This window comes from Nocardioides sp. CCNWLW216, from assembly GCF_037120545.1.
GTDB classification, from domain to species: Bacteria; Actinomycetota; Actinomycetes; order Propionibacteriales; family Nocardioidaceae; genus Nocardioides; species Nocardioides lianchengensis.
This window is the reverse complement of record NZ_JBBBBJ010000006.1, coordinates 15318-34661: the sequence shown is the minus strand read 5'-3', so window position 1 is coordinate 34661 and position 19344 is coordinate 15318. Positions and strand designations below refer to the sequence as shown.

The window sequence follows — 19344 nt, the reverse complement described above, 5'->3', positions numbered from 1 at the left end:
CACCGGACCTGGAGGTTTTCACCCCGGCGGGTGAGGGCCCTGGCTGTACGCCCTGGTCTGGACAGCCTAGGGTCGGGCTATGGAAGAAAGGCCGTTCTCGGCAACGCCCAGCCCGGGTCTCCTGACCGTCAGCGGGTCCGTCGACGAGTACGCCGTCATCGCGCTCCGCAACGCCCTGCGGGAGCAGACCGCGGACTACACCACCTCATTGTCGGTCGACCTGACCGACGCCGACTACCTCCCCAGCGTCGCCGTGAGCGTGCTGGTGGCGGCGATGCGCTCCAGCGAGCAGAACGGCGCCTCGCTGTCCCTGGTCGCCGCTCCGGGCACCATCGCCCAGCGCGTCCTCATGGTCTGTGCGCTGCCCTACCGCGAGACCGTCGACGAGGAGAACACCCCGCCCGACAACCCGGTCGTCGCCTGACCCGCCCACCTCACCGCGTGAGCAGAGCCGCCACGGTGCCTCCCAGGCCGTAGGCGGCTTCGTGCTGTTCGGGGCCGATGTCGCCGACGACCTCCAGGATCTCGGCCGACTGGCGCCAGCCCAGGGCGCCGACGATCGCGAGGACCGAGCGCACCGCCCCGGTCGTGTCGTACCGACCGTGGACGTAGAGGCCGAACGGCTTCCGGCCGCCGCTGCCACCCGTGGCCGAGCCGTCGTCCGACAACGACCCGCCGGTCTCCAGGAAGACCGTGTCGAAGAAGTGCTTGAGCGCGCCGCTCATGTACCCGAAGTTCGCCGGCGTACCGAGCAGGTAGCCGTCGGCGGCGAGCACGTCGTCCGCCGTGGCCTCCAGGGCCGGTCGGACCACGACCTCGACTCCCTCGATCACGTCGTCCTGGGCACCTGCCACGACGGCGTCGGTCAGAGAACTGACCGACGCCGTCGGGGAGTGATGGACGACCAGCAGCCGGGCCACGGGTCGAGGAGGGAGGTCAGCGCACCGAGGAGGCCAGGTCGACGCCCTGGGGGACGTCCGCCGTGAGGTCGTCGCGCATCTGGCCGAGGATCCGGTTGAGGAGCCGCGAGACCTGCATCTGGGTGACGCCCAGCTCCTCGCCGATCTGCTGCTGGGTGCAGTCCTCGGCGAAGCGGAGGTGCAGGATCCGCCGGTCGCGCTCGGAGAGCTGACGCATCACGGGCTGGAGCATCACGCGGGCCTCGAGGGCCTCGCGGTCCGCCTCGTCGTCGAGGGTGAGCAGGTCACCGACGGTGACGTCGCCCTCCTCGCGCACGGGGTGGTCGAGCGAGGCGGGCTGGAAGCAGCCGCGGGCCTCGAGCGCCTCCAGGACGTCGGAGACGGGAACGTCGAGCTCGGCCGCGATGTCGGCGGCCGGCATCGGGGAGCCGTCGTGGCTGCCGGTGCGCCGCAGGTGGTGCACCTTGGCGTGGATCTCCTGGATCCGACGCGGCGGCCGCACGGTCCAGCCGTGGTCGCGGAAGTAGCGCTTCAGCTCGCCGGACATGGTCGGCACGGCGTAGCTGAGGAAGTCGCGCTCCTGCGCGACGTCGAACTTGCGGGCGGCGCGAACCAGCGCGCAGGCGGCCACCTGCTCCAGGTCCTCGAGGGCGACGCCCCGGTTGCGGAACCGGCGGGCGACGGCGTGCGCGACCTGGAGGTTGAGCACCACGACCTCGTCGAGCACCTGGGTACGCCGCTCGTCGGAGCAGGTCGCGGCCTCCGCGAGCAGGGAAGCGGTCTTCTCGCGCCGGACGTCGTCGGGGGTTTCGCGGTGGAGCGCTCCAGTGGTCATGAGGTCCTCCTGCCCCGTGAGTCGCACAGTTGAAACTCCAACCAGGGAAACTTCACCCTCATGGGTGACTCGGGCCGCAGGCCGGTCCAGACACGCGCTGGTCGCTCGGCTCCGGTACGTTCTGCGCCCATGAGCCCGGTGCCGACCATCGTCATCGTGGACGACGCCGCCGACGTACGCCGACTTCTCCGTACCCGGATCATGCTCTCCCGACGCCTCGTGGTGCTGGCCGAGGGTGCCGACGGCCAGGAGGCCATCGACCTGGTCTCCCTGCACCGGCCCGACCTGCTGCTGCTCGACGTGTCGATGCCCGGGATGGACGGACTCCAGGCCCTGCGCGGCATCCGCGTGGCGTCGCCGGAGACCGTCGTGGTGATGTACAGCGGCTTCGAGGAGCAGGGTCTGGAGGCCCAGGCGCGGGTGCTGGGTGCTGCGGCCTACCTGCAGAAGTCGGGCTCCCTGGGCAACCTCGTCGACGACCTGATCTCGGTGCTGCACGGCAAGAACCCGGAGCCGGACCGGCCTCCCGCCCCCGGGCCGGGCGAGCCGGTCATCGAGGCCCACGTCGAGCGGTTCCGCGAGGTCTTCGAGGACGCCGCGATCGGGATGGCGACGCTGACCCTCGCCGGTCGGGTGGTCCGGGCCAACCGGAGCCTCGCCCGGGTCGCGGGGCGGACCATGGGCGAGCTCGTCGGTCTCGACTACACCGAGCTGATGGACGGCCAGGCGCAGGGCCTGGTCCCGGTGCTGGATCGGATCGTGGCCGGGGGCGAGGACGCCGTCCAGGTCGAGCACACGGTCACCGGTCGCCCGGGCCTCACCCTGCTGGCCACGGTGACGCCTGTGCGTGATGCCGCGCGTGCGCCCCTCTACCTCTTCCTCCAGGCGCAGGACGTCAGCACGCAGCGCGGGGCCGAGCGACGGCTGCGGCAGAGCGAGCAGCGCTTCCGCCTGCTGGTCGAGACGGTCGCGGACTACGCGATCTTCATGCTGGACCCGGACGGTCGGGTCGCCAGCTGGAACATCGGTGCCCAGCGCACCTCGGGCTACCACGCCGACGACATCGTCGGTCAGCACTTCCGGGTGTTCTACCCGCCCGAGGTCCAGGAGGCCCGGCATCCCGAGCACGAGCTGGAGATGGCGCTGCGGGACGGGCGCTACGAGGAGGAGGGCTGGCGGATCCGCAAGGACGGCAGCCGGTTCTGGGCCCAGGTCACCCTCACCACCGTGCGCGACGAGACCGGCCGACACCTCGGGTTCGCGAAAGTGACGCGCGACGTGACCGAGCGGCTGCACGCCGCCGAGGCCCTGGAGTCGGCCAACGAGACCCTGCAGCGGGTGGCCGACGACCAGGCCCAGTTCCTCGCCGTCACCGCCCACGAGCTGCGAGGTCCGGTGGGGGTGCTGGCGATGTCAGCGGAGACGCTGCACCGGCACTGGGCGGAGCTGTCCGAGAGCGAGCGCGACGAGTTCCTGGTCGGGATGAGCTCCAGCGCCGGGCAGCTCAACCGTCTGCTCACGGACCTCCTCACCACGTCTCGGCTCCAGGCGGGCTCGCTCGACCTGCGGCCCGAGCAGATCTCCGTCCGACAGCACGTGTCCGTGCTTGCGACGACGCTGCTGAAGGCGCATCCTCAGGCGGAGGTGCTCGTTGATGGGGACAGGGACGCCACGATCTTCGCCGACCCCGGAAGGCTGACGCAGGCGATGGACAACCTGCTGACCAACGCGCTGCGCCACGGTCGCTCGCCGATCCACGTCGACGTACGCCCGCACGGCGACCTCGTCGACCTCGTCGTGCGCGACTCCGGGGACGGGGTGGCCCCCGAGATGCGGTCGCGACTGTTCGAGCGGTTCGCCACGGCGAGCAGTGGCGGTACGGGCCTGGGCCTCCACATCGTCCGCGAGCTGGCCCGGGCCCAGGGCGGAGACGCGTCGTACGACGCGGGGGACCGGGCCTTCGTGCTCACCCTGCCGGCTGCACCGACCGCCGACTCCTCGGAGTCGTGGTGAGGCGCCCGTGACGGACGATGCCGAGGTGGAGATCCCGATCCGGGTGCTGCTCGTCGACGACGCGGTCGACGTTCGCCGCCTGGTGCGCACGGCACTCCGGTTCCGGGGCGGCTTCGAGCTCAGCGGGGAGGCGTCGACGGCCGCTCAGGCGGTGGAGCTGGTGACCGCGCTGCAGCCCGACGTCGTCGTGCTCGACCTCGGGCTGCCCGACCTGGCCGGGCGCGACGTGCTCACCCAGGTGCGCGAGGCCGCGCCTGCCACGAAGGTCGTGGTGTTCTCGGGCGCCGATCCCGACGACCGTTCCTGGTACGAGGAGCGGGCGGCCGGCTACGTGTTGAAGAACGACGACCTCGACTACCTCGTCGACCTCCTGGTCTCGGTGGTGCGCCCGCAGCGGGCCGTGGCCGTGCTCGATCTGCCCCAGGACCTCGGCAGCGTGCGCGAGGCACGGTCGCTGGTCCGGCGGACTCTCGCCCAGTGGGACCTCGCCCACCTCGACGACGAAGCGTCCCTGGTCGTCAGCGAGCTGGCCACGAACGCCCTCAACCACGCGCGGTCGTCGTACCAGGTGCGGATCTATCACAACCCCAGCACGATCCGGATCGAGGTGCGGGACGGCGGGGCGGGGACCCCCGAGCCGCAGTCGGCCAGCCCGACGCGGGAGGGTGGTCGGGGCCTGCTCCTGGTCTCCGCGCTGTCGGTGTCGTGGGGCCTCGAGCAGACCCGGGAGGGCAAGGTCGTCTGGGCCGAGCTCGCCCACGGCGTCGCTGCGTCGGCGTAGGCTCCCGAGCGTGAAGACCAGGCTGACCTGCCCCTGCGGGACCACGATCGTCGGCAAGGACGAGGACGAGCTCGTCACCCTCGCCCAGGAGCACCTGGCCGCCGAGCACCCCGGGCGCGAGTACGACCGCGACATGATCCTGTTCATGGCTCTTTGACCCCTCGCTCCGAGCGTCACCCGAGAGGGTGAACTACATCGGATGTGAGTTTGCCGGGAGACGGGTCGGGCACCTGAGGACCAGGAACACGATCCGCCCCCGTCACGGACTCACGCAGCTCCAGGACGGGGGCGGATTCGTGTCCGTACCCCTCAGCGGGGCAGGAGCCGCCAGACCGTTGGTCCTTCCGACCTGTGCCCGTCGGGACCGAACAGGGAACCGCGCAGCAGGCAGATCATGCGGGCGGGCTTCCGTGGTGTCGACGGATGTCCCGGCCGCGCCGGACGTCCTCGGCCTCCTTGTCCCGGGCCTTGTCGATCTTGCGGGTGTCGCGGGGCGGCAGCTGGATGGTCTCCTCGGCCGCGATCCCGGACTGCAGTTCGCGACCGCGCTCCAGCTCCGCGTCGAGCTCGGCGCCGAAGAGCAGGGCCAGGTTGGTGAGCCACAGCCATAAGAGGAAGGCGATCACTCCGCCGAGGGCGCCGTACGTCTTGTCGTAGGACGAGAAGTTGGCGACGTAGAACCCGAAAGCGACCGAGAGCACGATCCACGTCAGGATGGCCAGCGCGGCGCCGACGCTGACCCAGCGGAACCTCGGCTGCTTCACGTTGGGCGTCGCGTAGTAGAGCAGGGCGACCATCAGCACGACCACGGCGAGCAGCAACGGCCACTTGGCGATCTGCCAGACGAGCACGGTGGTGGACCCGAGACCGACCGCGTTGCCGACGGACTCGGCCACGGGTCCGGTCAGGACCAGAGCGAGCAGCACCGCTGCCGCCAGGACGACGAGCACGACGGTGAGCATCAGCATCACCGGACGGAGCTTCCAGATCGGGCGACCCTCGCCGACCTCGTAGACGCGGTTCATCGCCCGCCCGAAGGCGCCGACGTACCCGCTCGCCGACCACATGGCGCCGGCGATCCCGAGGACGAGGGCCAGACCGGCGCCCTGCGAGGCACTGAGCTCGCGGAGGGTGGGGCCGATGCTGTCGACGATGCCGCCGGCGCCGAGGTCACCGAGGATCCCCAGCACCTCGTCGACGGCCTTGGTGCCCTGGCCGACCAGGCCGAGGAGCGAGGTCAGCGCGATGGCGGCGGGGAAGAGGGCGAGCACGGCGTAGTAGGTCAGGGCGGCGGCCAGGTCGGTGCACTGGTCGTCGCCGAACTCGCGCACGGTCTTGCCGGCGACGTACGTCCACGACCGCTTGTCGAGGTCGGTGGGGGACTCGACCTTGCCTTCGTCGGGGTCCTGCTCGGTGGGGCTCATGTCCGGGCGGTGCCCGACGTCTCCTGCTCTGATGCGGCCGGCCGCGCGTGCTCACCCTTTCGGGTTCGCGTGTGCGCGCGAGGGCCCGGGTACCGCTCGGACATGCTGACCCCCAAGGCCCGCGGTCCCCTGAGCGCGGCCGTCAACGAGGCGCTGGCGACGGGTCCGGACCGGGTGGACGTCCCGGACGCCGGGTCCGCCGAGGACGCGGCGATCGCGCTCTGGACGCTCTACGAGCTGCACTACCGCGGGTTCGACGACGTCGACGACGCGCTGGAGTGGCACCCCGGCCTGCTGGGGGTCCGCCGCGAGCTCGAGCAGGACCTGGAGGACCGGCTGCGGTCGCGATGGACGCCGTACACGCCGACGGGCGACGTGGGCGAGGAGCTGTTCGCGTACGTCGCGGCGCACGACGGGCCCTCGCTGGCGAAGCACGTGCAGTCGCAGGCGGACGAGGAGCAGGTCCTGGAGCTCTTCCGGGTGCGATCGATCTACCACGCCAAGGAGGCCGACCCGACGGCCTGGGTGGTCCCGCGACTGTCCACCGGGCCCAAGGCCGCGCTGATGGAGCTGCAGTTCGACGAGTACGGCGACGGCGACCCGAACCGGCTGCACAGCCACCTGTGGGCGCTCGGCATGGATGCGCTCGGGCTGCGCGCCGACTACGGGGCCTACATCGACGACGTCCCGTCGGAGATCCTCGAGCAGAACAACGTCATGTCCCTCTTCGGGTTGCACCGACGGCTCCGAGGCGCGGCCCTCGGGCACCTGGCCGCCTTCGAGATGACCAGCTCGATGCCGTCGCGCCGGATGGCCCAGGGTCTGCAACGGCTCGGCCTGGCCGACGCGATGGTGGCCTACTACGCCGAGCACGTGGAGGCGGACGCGGTGCACGAGCAGCTCGCCGCGCGGAGCATCTGCGGCGCCCTGGTGGCCGCCGAGCCGTCGCTCGCCAGCGACGTGTTCCTGGGCGCGTTCACCTGCCTCGACCTGGAGGACCGGTTCGCCCGGCGTCAGCTCGCGGAGTGGGGTGTGGCGTGAGCGAGGCGGAGAGCTACGACCATCCCGACGTCGTCCTCTGCCCGGGCGGTCCCATGCTGCTGCGCGGCGACCACGTGGTCCAGGATTCCGACGGCGTCGCGCACCGGACCACCCGGCCCGTCTCCGCGGTCTGCCGGTGCGGGAAGTCGCAGACCAAGCCGTGGTGCGACGGCACCCACCAGGTCTTGCCGGCCAAGCTGCGGCCGGCCTAGGCGCTCAGGGCTTCTCCAGGCGGGCGACGACGCCCCGCTCGTAGGAGCGCACCTCGCCCAGTCGCAGGTCGCCGTACGACGCGAGCCCGGCGCCGATCGTGTCCGCCTGTTGGGGGCTGCCGAGCTGGAGCAGCGCCGACCCGCCGGCCATCAGGTGCTGCGACGCCGCGGCGACGCAGAGCCATGCCACGTCGAGTCCGTCGTCGCCACCGTCGATGGCCAGCAGCGGGTCCTCGGGGAACCGACCGGTGTCGGTCCGTCGTACCCAGGGCGGGTCGGCGAGGACCAGCGCGAACCGGTCGCCGGGGTGGAGGACGGCGTCGATCGCCCCCTCACGGACCTCGACCAGCTCACCCAGCCCCGCGGACACGGCGTTGCGGTGGGTGAAGCGACAGGCGACCGGGTTCAGGTCGACGCAGACCAGCGGTCGGGGCTCGTGGGCGACGGCGAGCAGCCCGATCTGGCCGGCCCCGCAGCACAGCTCTAGGACCGGACCGTCCGGGCCGGAGCGCAGCAGCTCCGCGCCCCACACCGACTGGGCGGCGGTCCACGCGCGCGGCCGCAGCACGCGCTCGTCGTACTGGATCTCCAGGGTGCCGAACTCGGCGACGTGCTCGCTCACGGCCGCCGCTCCGCGACGTAGGCCAGCCGGCGCAGCGTCTCGACGTTGCGCCACGCGAGGGGTACGTCGCGCAGCGGCTTCGGAACCAGCCGGCCCGGACCGGTGACGGCGTCCTCCTCGATGACCACCTCGGTCTCGGAGCCCGACGCCTCCAGCCGGACGAGGACCTCGGCCTCGCCACCGGGCCAGGCGCGGGCCCGGACCCTGAGCAGCGAGCCGGGGACCGCCTCCAGCACCTCGGTCGTGTCGTCGATCAGGAGCGGCCAGGATCCGACCGAGTGGTGCAGCTGGGCGCCCACCTCCGGCCAGTGGTCGTCGACCTCGCGCATGCGGGACGCACCGACCACCCAGAGCGGGTAGAGCCAGCCGTCGGCCAGCACGGACCAGACCTCGTCGGGCGTGGCGTGGATCAGGCGGGTGTTGCGGCTCATCGGACGGACCCCATGCTTCGGTTGACGGGAGGCTTCTGCTGGGAGCCGGTGTCACTGCCCTCGAGGACCCCGATCAGGAGCAGGACCAGGCCGATGACGACGAACACCGCGATCGCCCAGCCGGCCGCGGCGCGGTTGGAGAGCTTCATGCCTCCCGAGTACCCGGGGGGTCGCGCCGCACGCCGCCCGGAGGGGTGGTCAGTGGGAGTAGCCCTGGCGGTGCGCCCAGGCGACCGCCTGGGTGCGCCGGGTGACGCCGGTCTTCTGGTAGACCTGCCGGATGTAGGTCTTCACCGAGTTGACGCTGACGTAGAGCTCGGCCGCGATCTCCAGGTTGCTCATCCCGCGGCAGATCAGCCGGAGCACGTCGGACTCGCGCTGGCTGAGCATCGGGAACAGCTGGAGCTCGGGGGAGCGGGTCTCGACCGACTCGCCCCGGTGGGCGGCCTCGACGGCCGCGAGCAGCTCTCGGGTCGTCGACGACTTCGCGACGATGCCGTGCGCGCCGGCCTCCAGGACGTCGCGGAGGCCCGCGGCGCGGGTGTTCCAGGTGTAGACGAGCACTCGGGCCGCGCCCAGGCTCGTGACCTGCTCCACGTGCTCGCGGGCCTCGACATCACGCATCACCGGGTCGATGAGGATCACGTCGAGACCGTCGGTCGAGGTCGTGAGCTCGTCCAGGAAGGCCAGCTCGACGCGGTCACCGTGGGGGCCGAGCATGCCCGCGAGGCCGGTGGCCACGAGCTCGGTCTCGGCCAGCACGCCGAGCCGCACGGGCCCGAGCACGGCGCGCTCGGAGGCGGTCGACGTCATGTCCCCGAACCTAATGTGGCGCGGCTTCTGGACCCGTTCCAGAAGCCTCACCCTTAGGGATGATTTTCGAACTTGTGCTCCCTGACCTGCCCTTTCTCGACCCGGGCGCCCGCCCACAACGGCCGTGGGCTACCCTCGAGAGGTCATGACGCGACTGCTCCTCCTTCGCTGCCGCAGCGAGGTCTGAACGCCGGGCCCCCTCGCTGCGGGTGAGTGCTGCGCGACCGGCTCCCAGCAACCAGTCAACGAGGACCTTCCATGACCATTCCGCAGCAGCAGACCGGCGGCATGCCGCACGAGCGCTACCGGGCCTTCCCGCCCATCGACCTGCCCGACCGCACCTGGCCGTCGAAGGTCATCACCGAGGCCCCGCGCTGGCTCTCCACCGACCTGCGCGACGGCAACCAGGCGCTGATCGACCCGATGAGCCCCGCGCGCAAGATGAAGATGTTCGAGCTGCTCGTGAAGATGGGCTACAAGGAGATCGAGGTCGGCTTCCCGGCCGCCTCCGAGACCGACTTCTCCTTCGTGCGCCAGCTGATCGAGGGCGACCACGTCCCGGACGACGTGACGATCTCGGTGCTGACCCAGGCCCGCGAGGACCTGATCGAGCGCAGCGTGCAGTCGCTGGTCGGCGTACCGAGGGCGAACATCCACCTCTACAACGCGGTCGCGCCGCTCTTCCGGCGGGTGGTGTTCCGGGCCAGCAAGGACGAGATCAAGGACATCGCGGTCCGGGGCACGCAGCTGGTGATGAAGCACGTCGAGAACCTCCTCGACACGACGGTCATCGGCTACGAGTACAGCCCCGAGATCTTCACCTCCACCGAGCTGCCGTTCTCGCTCGAGGTCTGCGAGGCCGTCTCCGACGTGTGGCAGCCCGAGGACGGTCGCGAGATCATCCTCAACCTGCCCGCGACCGTCGAGTCCGCGACGCCGAACGTCTACGCCGACCAGATCGAGTGGTTCTCCCGTCAGCTGACCCGGCGCGAGAACACCGTCATCTCCCTGCACCCCCACAACGACCGCGGTACGGCGGTCGCCGCGACCGAGCTCGCGATGATGGCCGGCGCCGACCGGGTCGAGGGCTGCCTCTTCGGCCACGGCGAGCGCACCGGCAACGTCTGCCTGGTCACGCTCGGCATGAACCTCTTCAGCCAGGGCGTCGACCCGATGATCAACTTCGGCGACATCGACGAGATCCGTCGTACCGTCGAGTACTGCACGCAGCTGCCGGTCCACCCGCGCCACCCCTACGCGGGCGACCTGGTCTACACGGCCTTCTCCGGCTCCCACCAGGACGCGATCAAGAAGGGCCTGGAGGACCTCGAGCGGCAGGCCGCCGAGCAGGGCATCCCCGTCGGCCAGATCGCCTGGGAGGCGCCGTACCTCCCGATCGACCCGAAGGACGTCGGTCGTACCTACGAGGCCGTGATCCGCGTGAACAGCCAGTCCGGCAAGGGCGGCGTCGCCTACGTGCTGAAGGCCGAGCACAAGCTCGACCTGCCGCGTCGTGCGCAGATCGAGTTCAGCCGGGTCATCCAGCAGCACACCGACGCCGAGGGCGGCGAGGTCACCCCCGCCGACATCTGGAGCATCTTCCGGGGTGAGTACCTCGACCGCGAGACGCCGCTGAAGCTCAACTCGGTGCACACCTCCTCGGCCGCGGGCGAGAAGGACGCGCTCACCGTCAACGTCTACGTCGACGGCGAGATCCGCACCCTCGAGGGCACCGGCAACGGTCCGATCGCCGCGTTCGTCAGCGCGATCAACGAGCTCCCGAACGACTTCGACGTCCGGGTCCTCGACTACGCAGAACACGCCCTGTCGTCGGGAGGCGACGCCCTCGCGGCGGCGTACGTCGAGTGCGCCGTGGGCGACGAGATCCTCTGGGGCGTCGGCGTCGACGCCAACATCGTCACCGCGAGCCTCAAGGCCGTCATCAGCGCCGTCAACCGCCGCGCCTGACCGTCCTCTCCACAGGAAACCCCCTCCGGATCGCCGAGTCGGCGCACCTGTGCGCCGACTCGGCGAGCTTGTCCACCGGGGTCAGGGGGCGAGGGGGAGGCGGACGGTGAAGGTGGTGCCGGCGAGGTGGGCGGACTCGACGGAGATCCGGCCACCGTGGCCCTCGACGATCGCAGCGACGATCGAGAGGCCCAGGCCGGTGCCCTGGATGGCGCGCTTCTGGGCCGTCGAGCTGCGGAAGAACTTCTGGAACAGCCCGTCCTGCTCCTCCACCGGGATGCCCATGCCGGTGTCGCGGATGGTGATGATCGCGTCGCGGCGGTCCGACTCGAGTCGGCAGCGCACGCTGCCGCCGTCGTCGGTGAACTTCACGGCGTTGCTGAGCAGGTTGAGCAGCACCCGGTCGAGCTGGGAGCGGTCGCCGAGGACGGGGACCGGCCCGCCGGGGGCGGCGAAGCTGACGTCGAGATCGCGCCCGACCAGCAACGGCCGCACCGACTCCTCGACCGGGCCGAGGATGTCGGCGAGGTCGACCGGCTCCTGACGCCACTGCAGGTTGTCGGAGTCCAGCCCGGAGAGCAGCAGCAGGTCGTTGCAGATCACGATCAGCCGCTGGCCGTTGCGGGCGATCGTGTCGAGCAACGGCACCTGAGCGGGGTCGGGGTCGACCATCGAGCCGTCACTGAGCATCTCGGTGTAGCCGACGATGCTGGTGATCGGGGTGCGCAGCTCGTGGGAGACCGTCGAGACGAACTCGTCCTTCGCGCGGTCGAGGTGGCGCAGCCGGTCGACCGCGGTCCGCTCCTTCTCCAAGGCGGCGACCAGCATCTCCTGGCCCTGCCGCTGGTCGGTCACGTCGCGACCCACGCAGAGCAGGCCGACCTGGGAGGCGAAGGCGTCCTCGGCGGCGCTGAGGGTCATCGACACGGTCTGGCGGTGGCCGGACCGCGCGACCCAGGTCCAGTCGCGGGCGCGTGACTCGCCGTCCGAGCCGACGCCGGCCACCAGGGCGTCGTACGCCTCCGTGACGCTGGCGGCGCCGGTGCGGGCCAGCAGCTCCTCGGCGTCGAGGAGGCGGGTGAACGGCTGGCCGACGATCTCCGCCGGCTCGTAGCCGAGCATGTGCTGGGCCCCGGAGTTGAAGACCCTCACCCGGCCCGCGGGGTCGATGCCCACCAGCGCGGTGGTGAACGACGCCCGCATCAGGTGGTCGACCAGGCCGGAGGCCGCGCGCTCGGCGGTCACGTCGATGCCGGTCATCACGGCGTACGCCGGGGTGCCGGTCTCGTCGCGGACGACGTTGTTGCTCCACACGATGCGCAGCTTCTCGCCGTCCCGGCCGACCAGGGCGCGCTCGCGCGAGACCGGGACCCCCGAGCGGTTGGGCCACACGAACAGCGCCTCGACCTCGCCCTCGTCGGCGGGGTCGAGCGCGGTCTCCCAGACCCGGCGCCCCACCAGCTCCGACGCGGGGTAGCCGGTGATGTCGGTGGTCGCCGCGTTCACCCGGACGATCCGGCCGTCGAGCTCGGTGACCAGGATGATGCAGGCGGTGGTGTCGAGCGTGGCGCTGGTGAGCTTCTCGGCGGTCTCGTGGCGACGGCGGGCGTCGTGCTCGGCGGTCACGTCGAGCAGCTGGGCCGACCAGACCGGGGCGCCGTCGTCCTCGGAGAGCAGGGAGACCGCGACCTCGACGCGGCTGCCGGGCCGGGCCGCGACCTCGGCGTGGCTGCGCCAGCCGTGGGGTCCGTCCTGCCGGGCCCGGGTGATCAGCGCCGGGGTGCTGCCCTCCACGGTGAGCTGCGACTCCAGCGCCCGTCCGACCAGCGAGTCCCGGTCGCTGCCGAGGATCCGGGCGGCGGTCTCGTTGGCGTCGACGATCGTGAGCTCCTGCTCGTGCTGGCGCATCAGGACCATGCCGACCAGGGACTCGGTGAAGTTGCGCCGGAAGAGCCGCTCGTCGGCGGAGACGCGCTGGAGCAGCTGGGCGCGCTGCTGGACCGCGACGGCCAACGGGATCGCGAGCACGGCGGCGCAGACGACGTACGCCTGCGACATGCCGATCACCCCGGCCTGGTCGACGAGGCCGGCGTCGCGGGCGGCGCTGAACGGGCCGAAGCCGCGAGCCGTGAGGACGGTGACCACGGCGGACAGGAGCAGCACCTCGGCGGCGACGGTGCGCAGCGGGAAGCGGAGGGCGCCCCAGACGAGCAGGGGCAGCGGCAGGAAGACCAGCGCGAGCTGCTGGTCGGGGGCGAAGGCCACCGCGGTCGCCGCGGCGGTCGCGACCGCCTGGAGCAGGAGCTCGCCGGTGCGGTCCGACTCGCGGCGGGCACGCAGCGTCAGGGCGAGCGGCAGGGTGACGAGCAGCGAGGCGGAGTGGGCGCCGTACGTCCGGCCGAAGGCCGAGAGCGGGGCGGTCTGGTCGGCGAGCGCCGCGACCGCCACGGTGGTCAGCGCACCGGCGACAACACCGCCGGCGGTCGAGGCCAGCAGCAGCCGGACGAAGTCCTCCTGCGTCGCGAGGCGCGGCTCGGCCCCGTCCCGTCGCCGGCGTACGACGACCGCGCCCGTGAGCGAGCCGGCCGCCGCGGCGACGCCCAGGGCCACGGCGATGGGAACGTCCTGGCCGTCGACGAGCTGGGTGGCGCCGGCCGCGCCGGCGACCGCGACGGTGACGACCGGCCAGCGACGGGAGGGGGCAAGGACCAGGGCGGCCGCGGCGACGCCGGCCACCGGCCAGCGGAGGGCGAGCGGGTCACCCGGGTCGGCCAGCACCGTCGAGACGCCGGCCCCGACGACGATCGCCAGCAGGAGGAGCGTGACGGGCCAGCCGACGTACCGGTGACCTGCGGCTGGCATGCCGGACAGTGTCGCACCGGAGCTCGGGACGCGCGGACTAGATTGCCGGTCATGTTGGTATCCGAGCGGATCGGTCAGTTCTTCCTCGAAACGGAGACAGGACGCGACCGCCTGGAGTACACGGAGTACGGCACGGGCGACGCCTGGGTCGTGCTGCTGCCCGGCCAGCTGATGCCGCGGCGGATGCAGCAGCCGCTGGCCCGGGCGCTGGCCGCCGAGGGCCTTCATGTCGTCACCCTGGACCTGCTCGGCCACGGGCGCTCGGACCGGCCGGCCGACCCGCACGCCTACTCGGTGCAGGCCTGGGCCGAGCAGGTGCTGGCGCTGCTCGACCACCTGGGTGCGGCCCAGGCGGTGGTCGGCGGGACCTCCCTGGGCGCCAACGTCTCGCTCGAGGTGGCCGTGCTGGCGCCGGAGCGGGTCCGGGGGCTGATCGCCGAGATGCCGGTGCTGAACAACGCGCTGGAGGCGGGTGTGGTCGCGTTCGGGTCGCTGATGCTCGCGGCCCGCTTCGTGCCGTTCACCGTCACCGGCGTCCGGCTGCTCACCCGGCCGGTGCCGCGCGGGATCGTGCCGTTCTGGGCGGGGATCGCCCTCGACACCCTCGACCAGCGCCCGGCGTCGGTCGCCGCGGTCGTGCACGGCCTCTTCTTCGGGCGGGTCGCGCCGCCCTCCCGCCAGCGCCGGGCGATCCAGGCGCCGGCGCTCGTCGTCGGGCACCCCGCCGACCCGATCCACCCGGCGGCCGACGCGGCGATGCTGGCCGCCGAGCTGCCGAACGCCACCTTCGTCCGGGCGCGCAGCATCCTGGAGTGGCGGCTCCGCCCGGAGCGGCTGGACGCCGAGGCGGCCGCGTTCGCCCTCGAGTGCTGGCGGCCTCGCGGGCGGGTACGACGGGTCACCCGCTGACGTAGCCGACCCGCATCAGGGTGTCGTCCCCGCGGACGACCTCGACGTACCCCTGGTCGACGAAGACGACCCGGGCCCGGTCCTCACCGATCATCTCCACCCGGATCTCGCCGCTGGTGTCGAGTCGCTGGGCGACGCTGTGGTGCACGCTCGCGCACAGCTCGTCGGCACTGCCGCCGTCGGCGTAGAGCAGGGCCTCCTCGCACCGGTCCTGCTGCAGCAGCTCGACGTACGAGACCGCGGCGTCGCGGTAGGCGGCCGTCCCGTCGCCGGGATCGTCGCCGCCCCGGGTGAGGACGACGACGAGGGTCGCCACCGCCGCCACGAGTGCGAGGACCAGTCCGCCGACGGCGAGGCGGACGGGGGAGACCGGACGCCGCCGGACGGGTGGCGGGGGAGGGAGCAGCACGGTCCGGCCCTCGCACGCGTCGCGCAGGGCGGCGGCGAAGGCGCGTACGTCGGGCCAGCGCCGCGCGCGGTCCGGCTCCAGCGCCCGCTGGACGACGGCCTCCACGCCCGGCGGCACGGGCCGCCAGCGACCGACCGGCTCGACCCGGTCGTCGGGTCCGGCGGGGCTGCGCGGCGGCCGGCCCGCGAGCAGCGCCCAGGCGACGGCCCCGAGCGCGTAGACGTCCGCCCGCGGGTCCAGGTCGGCGGTGTCGGCGCGCTGCTCGGGCGGCATGTACGACGGCGTCCCGACGGCCTGGGTGACCTCCGGCCCGGCGGCCCAGGCGACGCCGAGGTCCGCGACCATCACGCGACGGCCGCCGTCGGAGTCGTGGGTGAGCAGCAGGTTGGCCGGCTTGACGTCGCGGTGCACGATCCCGTGCGCGTGCAGCGCGGCCAGGCCCTCGGCCGCCTGCGCGACCACGTCGACCAGCACCTCCGGGGCGACCGGCGCGGCCGGGTCGACGAGGTCGGCGACCGAGCCGCCGTCGGCGTAGGCCATCACGAAGTAGGGGACGTCGTCGTCGGTCACGCCGATGTCGAAGACGTCGACCAGGTGCGGCGAGCGGGCCTGGCGCAGCAGCCGCGACTCGGCCAGGAAGCGCTCGCGGATCGCCGTGTCGCCGGTCCAGTTGTCGGCGAGCAGCTTCACGGCCACCGCGGAGTCGAGGTCCTCGTCGCGGTAGAGCCACACCGTCGCGAACGCGCCGGCGCCGATCCGGTGCTGCCGCCGCAGACGGCCGAGGGCGGGTGGCGGCGACACGCGCCCCAGTCTGCCCGACGGGTCCCGGCTGCCGACCATCCGTGCGGGAGGATGGCGAGGTGCCTCTCTACCGCGACGAGGCGATCGTGCTGCGCACCCACAAGCTGGGGGAGGCCGACCGCATCATCACCCTGCTGACCCGCCACCGCGGCCGGGTCCGCGCCGTCGCGAAGGGCGTACGACGCACCACCTCCCGGTTCGGCTCGCGCCTGGAGCCGTTCACCCACGTGGACCTGCAGCTGGCCGAGGGGCGCAACCTCGACACGGTCACCCAGGCGGAGACGCTGACCCTCTTCCACGCCGGGCTGGGCCTCGACTACGACCGCTACACCGCCGGCACGGTGATGCTGGAGACCGCCGAGCGGCTGGTCTCGGAGGAGAAGGAGCCGGCCCTGCAGCAGTTCCTGCTCCTCGTGGGCGGCCTGCGGGTGCTGGCGAACGGCGAGCGCACCCCCAGCCAGGTCCTCGACTCCTACCTGCTCCGCTCGCTGGCGGTCGCGGGCTACGCGCCGTCGTTCCACCACTGCGCGCGCTGCGGCCTGGAGGGCGAGCACCGCTGGTTCAACCACTCGATGGGCGGGGTGCTCTGCGCGACCTGCCGGGTGCCGGGCTCGGCGAACCCCGCCCCCGAGACGCTGCGGCTGATGGGCGCGCTGCTCGCCGGCGACTGGCCGAGCGTCGAGGTCTCCGAGCCGCGGCACCTGAAGGAGGCCAGCGGCCTGGTCGCGGCGTACCTCGCCTGGCACCTGGAGCGCAGCCTGCGCTCGCTCGCCTACGTCGAGCGCTGAGCCTCAACTCCCGCGCGGACCGGCCGATCCTCACCCTGACGGATGAGGGGTCAGAACATGAGGGGCTGGGGTCGACGCGGCCGGTGGGTGCTCGCCCACCTGCGCTGGAACGACGGCGAGCCCGACGCCCGCGTCCTCCAGATCGGCTTCACGCTGGCCCTGGTCGGGGTGCTCGTGCTGCGCGATGCCGGTGGCCGCTCGGAGGGCGTCCTCTCGTGGCCGACCGCCGGCGTGGGGCTGTCGGTCCTCGGCGCGGCCGTGGTCCTGGCGGCGCCGGACCGCTGCGTGCCGTTCCTGACGCGCGTGATGGCCGTGGTCAACATCGCCGCGCTCGGCATGCTCGCCGCCGGCTCCGACCTGGGTACGGCGTCGCCGCTGCTCCTGCTGCCCTCCCTCTGGCTCGGCCTGGAGCTCGGCCTGCGCGGGGTGGCCCTCGCGGTCGGCTCGGTGCTGGCCTTCATCACGGTCCCCGGCCTGCTCGCCCACGGCGTCGACGCCCTGACGCTGGAGCGCCTCGTGGTGCTGCCGGTGGTGGCCGGGGTCGGCGCGGCGTCGATCACCGCCGGGCTGGTCGCGGCGCGCAGCGCCCAGGCCCGGGCGGAGGCGCGCGAGGCCGACCTGGCGGCGGCGCTGGAGATCATCGAGCGCAACCGACGATCCGCGCACGCGATCTTCGAGGCCGTCGACGTCGGGCTGGCCCTGCTCGACAAGGACGGGCCCCCGATGCTGATGAACCACCGGCTCACCGAGTTCTCGGAGCTCGCCTACCCCGGCGGCGACATCAGCCACGCGCGGGTGTTCGACGAGACCGGCCGGGTCCCGCTGTCGCTCGACGACGTGCCGACGGTCCGGGCGCAGCTGGGCGAGGAGTTCGACGACGTACGGGTCTGGATCGGCGCGGAGGAGCGGACCCGACGGGCGATGTCGATCTCCGCGCGGCGCGTCGAGGACTCCGACGGCGCCCTGCTCGGGGCGGCGGTCTCCTACACCGACGTCACCGAGTTCATGCGGGCCGCGCAGGTCAAGGACGACTTCATCGCGCTGGTCTCCCACGAGCTGCGCACCCCGCTCACCTCCATCGTGGGGTACGTCGCCATCGCGCTGGACGAGGACGACCTCGACCCGGTGCTCCGCAAGCAGCTGGAGGTGGTGGCCCGCAACGGACGGCGCCTCGAGCGCCTGGTGGGCGACCTGCTCGACGAGGTCCAGCACGAACGGCGGCCGGCCTCGCTGCGTGACCAGACCACCGACCTCGCCGAGATCGTGCGGGAGAGCGTCGCCGCGGCCCGTCCGCACGCGACCGCCTCCGCGGTGGAGCTGGTCGCCGACGTGCCGGCGTCGATCCCGTTCACGGGGGACGGCCAGCGGCTGGCCCAGGTCGTCGACAACCTGATCTCCAACGCCATCAAGTACTCCGAGGCCGGCGGCCGGGCCGAGGTCCGGGCGGGCGTCGAGGGCGGCAGCGCGGTGATCCGGGTCCGCGACACGGGCATCGGCATCGACCCGGCGGACCACGACCAGCTGTTCACCCGCTTCTTCCGCACCCGCGAGGCCACGCTGCGCGCGATCCAGGGCGTGGGCCTGGGCCTGTCGATCACCAAGTCCATCGTCGAGAGCCACGGTGGCGTGATCGAGGTGGAGAGCGAGGTCGGCCGCGGCAGTGAGTTCCGCGTCGTCCTCCCGCTGCACGTCGCTGAGCGGCTGGCGTCCTGAGCGCCACTAGGCTCCGGGGCGTGAAGCGTCGCGTCCGCCAGCCCACCCCGCACCCGTCGGGAGCCACCCCGCCCCCGGTCCCGCGGGAGCTCGTGCCCCGGCACGTCGCGATCGTCATGGACGGCAACGGCCGCTGGGCCAAGGAGCGGGGCCTCCCGCGCACCAAGGGCCACGAGCAGGGCGAGAGCTCGCTCTTCGACGTGGTCGAGGGCGCGATCGAGATCGGGGTGAAGGCGGTCTCGGCGTACGCCTTCTCGACCGAGAACTGGAGCCGCTCGCCCGACGAGGTGAGGTTCCTGATGGGCTTCAACCGCGACGTGATCCGGCGCCGGCGCGACGAGATGCACGAGCTCGGCGTCCGGGTCCGGTGGGCGGGGCGCGCGCCGCGGCTGTGGAAGTCGGTCATCAAGGAGCTCCAGGTCGCCGAGGAGCTCACGAAGGACAACGACGTCTGCACCCTCACCATGTGCGTCAACTACGGCGGCCGGGCCGAGCTGGCCGACACCGCGCGCAGCATCGCCCGGGAGGTCGCGGCCGGCCGGCTGAAGCCGGAGAAGATCGACGAGAAGGTCTTCGCCCGCCACCTCTACGTGCCCGAGCAGTCCGACGCCGACCTGGTCTGGCGCACGTCGGGGGAGCAGCGGCTCTCGAACTTCATGCTCTGGCAGGCCGCCTACAGCGAGTTCGTCTACTCCGACGTGCTGTGGCCCGACGTCGACCGCCGGCACCTGTGGGCGGCCGTCGAGGAGTACGCCCGGCGCGACCGACGCTACGGCGGCGCGCTGCCGAACCAGGTCTGAGC

General features: G+C 72.4%; 20 protein-coding genes. 11 read left to right on the top strand and 9 right to left on the bottom strand.

The features are described 5' to 3' along the window. The first annotated feature begins 79 nt into the window (after positions 1–79). Positions 80–424, top strand: coding sequence for an STAS domain-containing protein (locus tag V7S47_RS14675; RefSeq protein WP_090859267.1), 345 nt, complete (start codon positions 80–82; stop codon positions 422–424). Positions 425–434: 10 nt separating this feature from the next. Here the strand turns inward: V7S47_RS14675 and V7S47_RS14670 are convergent, their stop codons facing one another. Then, the gene (locus V7S47_RS14670; RefSeq protein ID WP_336562244.1) at positions 435–920 is read right to left on the bottom strand and encodes a flavodoxin family protein; all 486 of its coding nucleotides are present in this window, start codon (positions 918–920) and stop codon (positions 435–437) included. Positions 921–936: 16 nt separating this feature from the next. After that, positions 937–1755, bottom strand: a complete 819-nt coding sequence (locus V7S47_RS14665; RefSeq protein ID WP_336562243.1) for a sigma-70 family RNA polymerase sigma factor — start codon at positions 1753–1755, stop codon at positions 937–939. 129 nt (positions 1756–1884) lie between these two features. Here V7S47_RS14665 and V7S47_RS14660 point away from each other — a divergent pair, with 129 nt between their 5' ends. From V7S47_RS14660 to V7S47_RS14650, 3 genes are read left to right on the top strand one after another with little or no spacing between them, the layout of a single operon-like run. Continuing rightward, positions 1885–3768 (top strand): PAS domain S-box protein, encoded by a 1884-nt coding sequence (locus tag V7S47_RS14660; protein ID WP_336562242.1) that lies wholly within the window; start codon positions 1885–1887, stop codon positions 3766–3768. Positions 3769–3793: 25 nt separating this feature from the next. Then, the gene (locus V7S47_RS14655) at positions 3794–4549 is read left to right on the top strand and encodes a response regulator (protein WP_336562241.1); all 756 of its coding nucleotides are present in this window, start codon (positions 3794–3796) and stop codon (positions 4547–4549) included. A gap of 10 nt (positions 4550–4559) precedes the next feature. Beyond that, positions 4560–4706: a DUF1059 domain-containing protein gene (locus V7S47_RS14650; RefSeq protein WP_090859256.1), complete on the top strand. Its 147-nt coding sequence runs from the start codon at positions 4560–4562 to the stop codon at positions 4704–4706. Between the two features lie 235 nt (positions 4707–4941). Here V7S47_RS14650 and V7S47_RS14645 read toward each other — a convergent pair whose 3' ends face one another. Next, positions 4942–5973 (bottom strand): YihY/virulence factor BrkB family protein, encoded by a 1032-nt coding sequence (locus V7S47_RS14645; protein ID WP_336562240.1) that lies wholly within the window; start codon positions 5971–5973, stop codon positions 4942–4944. Between the two features lie 102 nt (positions 5974–6075). On the opposite strand from V7S47_RS14645, the gene V7S47_RS14640 reads away from it, so the two are divergent. Continuing rightward, positions 6076–7014 (top strand): iron-containing redox enzyme family protein, encoded by a 939-nt coding sequence (locus V7S47_RS14640; RefSeq protein ID WP_336562238.1) that lies wholly within the window; start codon positions 6076–6078, stop codon positions 7012–7014. Then, complete coding sequence (locus tag V7S47_RS14635; protein WP_244509462.1) at positions 7011–7226, top strand: CDGSH iron-sulfur domain-containing protein; 216 nt, start codon at positions 7011–7013, stop codon at positions 7224–7226. The genes V7S47_RS14640 and V7S47_RS14635 overlap by 4 nt, the downstream gene beginning before the upstream one ends. A 4-nt stretch (positions 7227–7230) precedes the next feature. On the opposite strand, the gene V7S47_RS14630 is transcribed toward V7S47_RS14635, so the two are convergent. From V7S47_RS14630 to V7S47_RS14615, 4 genes are read right to left on the bottom strand one after another with little or no spacing between them, the layout of a single operon-like run. Further along, on the bottom strand, positions 7231–7848 hold the full coding sequence (locus tag V7S47_RS14630; RefSeq protein WP_336562237.1) for a methyltransferase: 618 nt from the start codon (positions 7846–7848) through the stop codon (positions 7231–7233). Then, a complete protein-coding gene (locus V7S47_RS14625; RefSeq protein WP_336562236.1) occupies positions 7845–8279 on the bottom strand; it encodes an SRPBCC family protein in 435 nt (144 codons plus the stop codon). The genes V7S47_RS14630 and V7S47_RS14625 overlap by 4 nt, the downstream gene beginning before the upstream one ends. Further along, complete coding sequence (locus tag V7S47_RS14620) at positions 8276–8428, bottom strand: hypothetical protein (protein WP_336562235.1); 153 nt, start codon at positions 8426–8428, stop codon at positions 8276–8278. Before V7S47_RS14620 ends, V7S47_RS14625 begins: the two co-directional genes overlap by 4 nt. 49 nt (positions 8429–8477) lie before the next feature. Next, positions 8478–9092 carry a helix-turn-helix transcriptional regulator gene (locus V7S47_RS14615; protein WP_336562234.1) on the bottom strand — a complete coding sequence of 205 codons (615 nt, stop codon included), beginning with the start codon at positions 9090–9092 and terminating at the stop codon, positions 8478–8480. Positions 9093–9350: 258 nt separating this feature from the next. On the opposite strand from V7S47_RS14615, the gene leuA reads away from it, so the two are divergent. After that, on the top strand, positions 9351–11060 hold the full coding sequence (gene leuA / locus V7S47_RS14610; RefSeq protein WP_090859245.1) for a 2-isopropylmalate synthase: 1710 nt from the start codon (positions 9351–9353) through the stop codon (positions 11058–11060). 81 nt (positions 11061–11141) lie between these two features. Here leuA and V7S47_RS14605 read toward each other — a convergent pair whose 3' ends face one another. Further along, positions 11142–13922, bottom strand: a complete 2781-nt coding sequence (locus tag V7S47_RS14605; protein ID WP_336562233.1) for a PAS domain S-box protein — start codon at positions 13920–13922, stop codon at positions 11142–11144. A gap of 51 nt (positions 13923–13973) precedes the next feature. Here V7S47_RS14605 and V7S47_RS14600 point away from each other — a divergent pair, with 51 nt between their 5' ends. Beyond that, positions 13974–14831, top strand: coding sequence for an alpha/beta fold hydrolase (locus V7S47_RS14600; RefSeq protein WP_336562232.1), 858 nt, complete (start codon positions 13974–13976; stop codon positions 14829–14831). Here V7S47_RS14600 and V7S47_RS14595 read toward each other — a convergent pair. After that, positions 14821–16041: a serine/threonine-protein kinase gene (locus V7S47_RS14595; RefSeq protein ID WP_336562231.1), complete on the bottom strand. Its 1221-nt coding sequence runs from the start codon at positions 16039–16041 to the stop codon at positions 14821–14823. The two genes, V7S47_RS14600 and V7S47_RS14595, sit on opposite strands and share 11 nt — an antisense overlap. A 59-nt stretch (positions 16042–16100) precedes the next feature. On the opposite strand from V7S47_RS14595, the gene recO reads away from it, so the two are divergent. From recO to V7S47_RS14580, 3 genes are read left to right on the top strand one after another with little or no spacing between them, the layout of a single operon-like run. Further along, positions 16101–16829 carry a DNA repair protein RecO gene (recO, locus tag V7S47_RS14590; RefSeq protein ID WP_090859237.1) on the top strand — a complete coding sequence of 243 codons (729 nt, stop codon included), beginning with the start codon at positions 16101–16103 and terminating at the stop codon, positions 16827–16829. Positions 16830–16886: 57 nt separating this feature from the next. Next, a complete protein-coding gene (locus V7S47_RS14585) occupies positions 16887–18542 on the top strand; it encodes an ATP-binding protein (protein ID WP_336562230.1) in 1656 nt (551 codons plus the stop codon). A 20-nt stretch (positions 18543–18562) separates the two neighbouring features. Further along, positions 18563–19342, top strand: coding sequence for an isoprenyl transferase (locus tag V7S47_RS14580; protein WP_336562229.1), 780 nt, complete (start codon positions 18563–18565; stop codon positions 19340–19342). Positions 19343–19344: the final 2 nt, after the last annotated feature.

Excerpts from the sequence above, each read along its gene's own strand:
- V7S47_RS14675 (WP_090859267.1), top strand. The coding sequence starts at position 80 with ATGGAAGAAAGGCCGTTCTCGGCAACGCCCAGCCCGGGTCTCCTGACC.
- V7S47_RS14665 (WP_336562243.1), bottom strand. The coding sequence starts at position 1,755 with ATGACCACTGGAGCGCTCCACCGCGAAACCCCCGACGACGTCCGGCGC.
- V7S47_RS14660 (WP_336562242.1), top strand. The coding sequence starts at position 1,885 with ATGAGCCCGGTGCCGACCATCGTCATCGTGGACGACGCCGCCGACGTA.
- V7S47_RS14645 (WP_336562240.1), bottom strand. The coding sequence starts at position 5,973 with ATGAGCCCCACCGAGCAGGACCCCGACGAAGGCAAGGTCGAGTCCCCC.
- V7S47_RS14640 (WP_336562238.1), top strand. The coding sequence starts at position 6,076 with ATGCTGACCCCCAAGGCCCGCGGTCCCCTGAGCGCGGCCGTCAACGAG.
- V7S47_RS14625 (WP_336562236.1), bottom strand. The coding sequence starts at position 8,279 with ATGAGCCGCAACACCCGCCTGATCCACGCCACGCCCGACGAGGTCTGG.
- V7S47_RS14620 (WP_336562235.1), bottom strand. The coding sequence starts at position 8,428 with ATGAAGCTCTCCAACCGCGCCGCGGCCGGCTGGGCGATCGCGGTGTTC.
- V7S47_RS14615 (WP_336562234.1), bottom strand. The coding sequence starts at position 9,092 with ATGACGTCGACCGCCTCCGAGCGCGCCGTGCTCGGGCCCGTGCGGCTC.
- leuA (WP_090859245.1), top strand. The coding sequence starts at position 9,351 with ATGACCATTCCGCAGCAGCAGACCGGCGGCATGCCGCACGAGCGCTAC.
- V7S47_RS14605 (WP_336562233.1), bottom strand. The coding sequence starts at position 13,922 with ATGCCAGCCGCAGGTCACCGGTACGTCGGCTGGCCCGTCACGCTCCTC.
- V7S47_RS14600 (WP_336562232.1), top strand. The coding sequence starts at position 13,974 with ATGTTGGTATCCGAGCGGATCGGTCAGTTCTTCCTCGAAACGGAGACA.
- V7S47_RS14585 (WP_336562230.1), top strand. The coding sequence starts at position 16,887 with ATGAGGGGCTGGGGTCGACGCGGCCGGTGGGTGCTCGCCCACCTGCGC.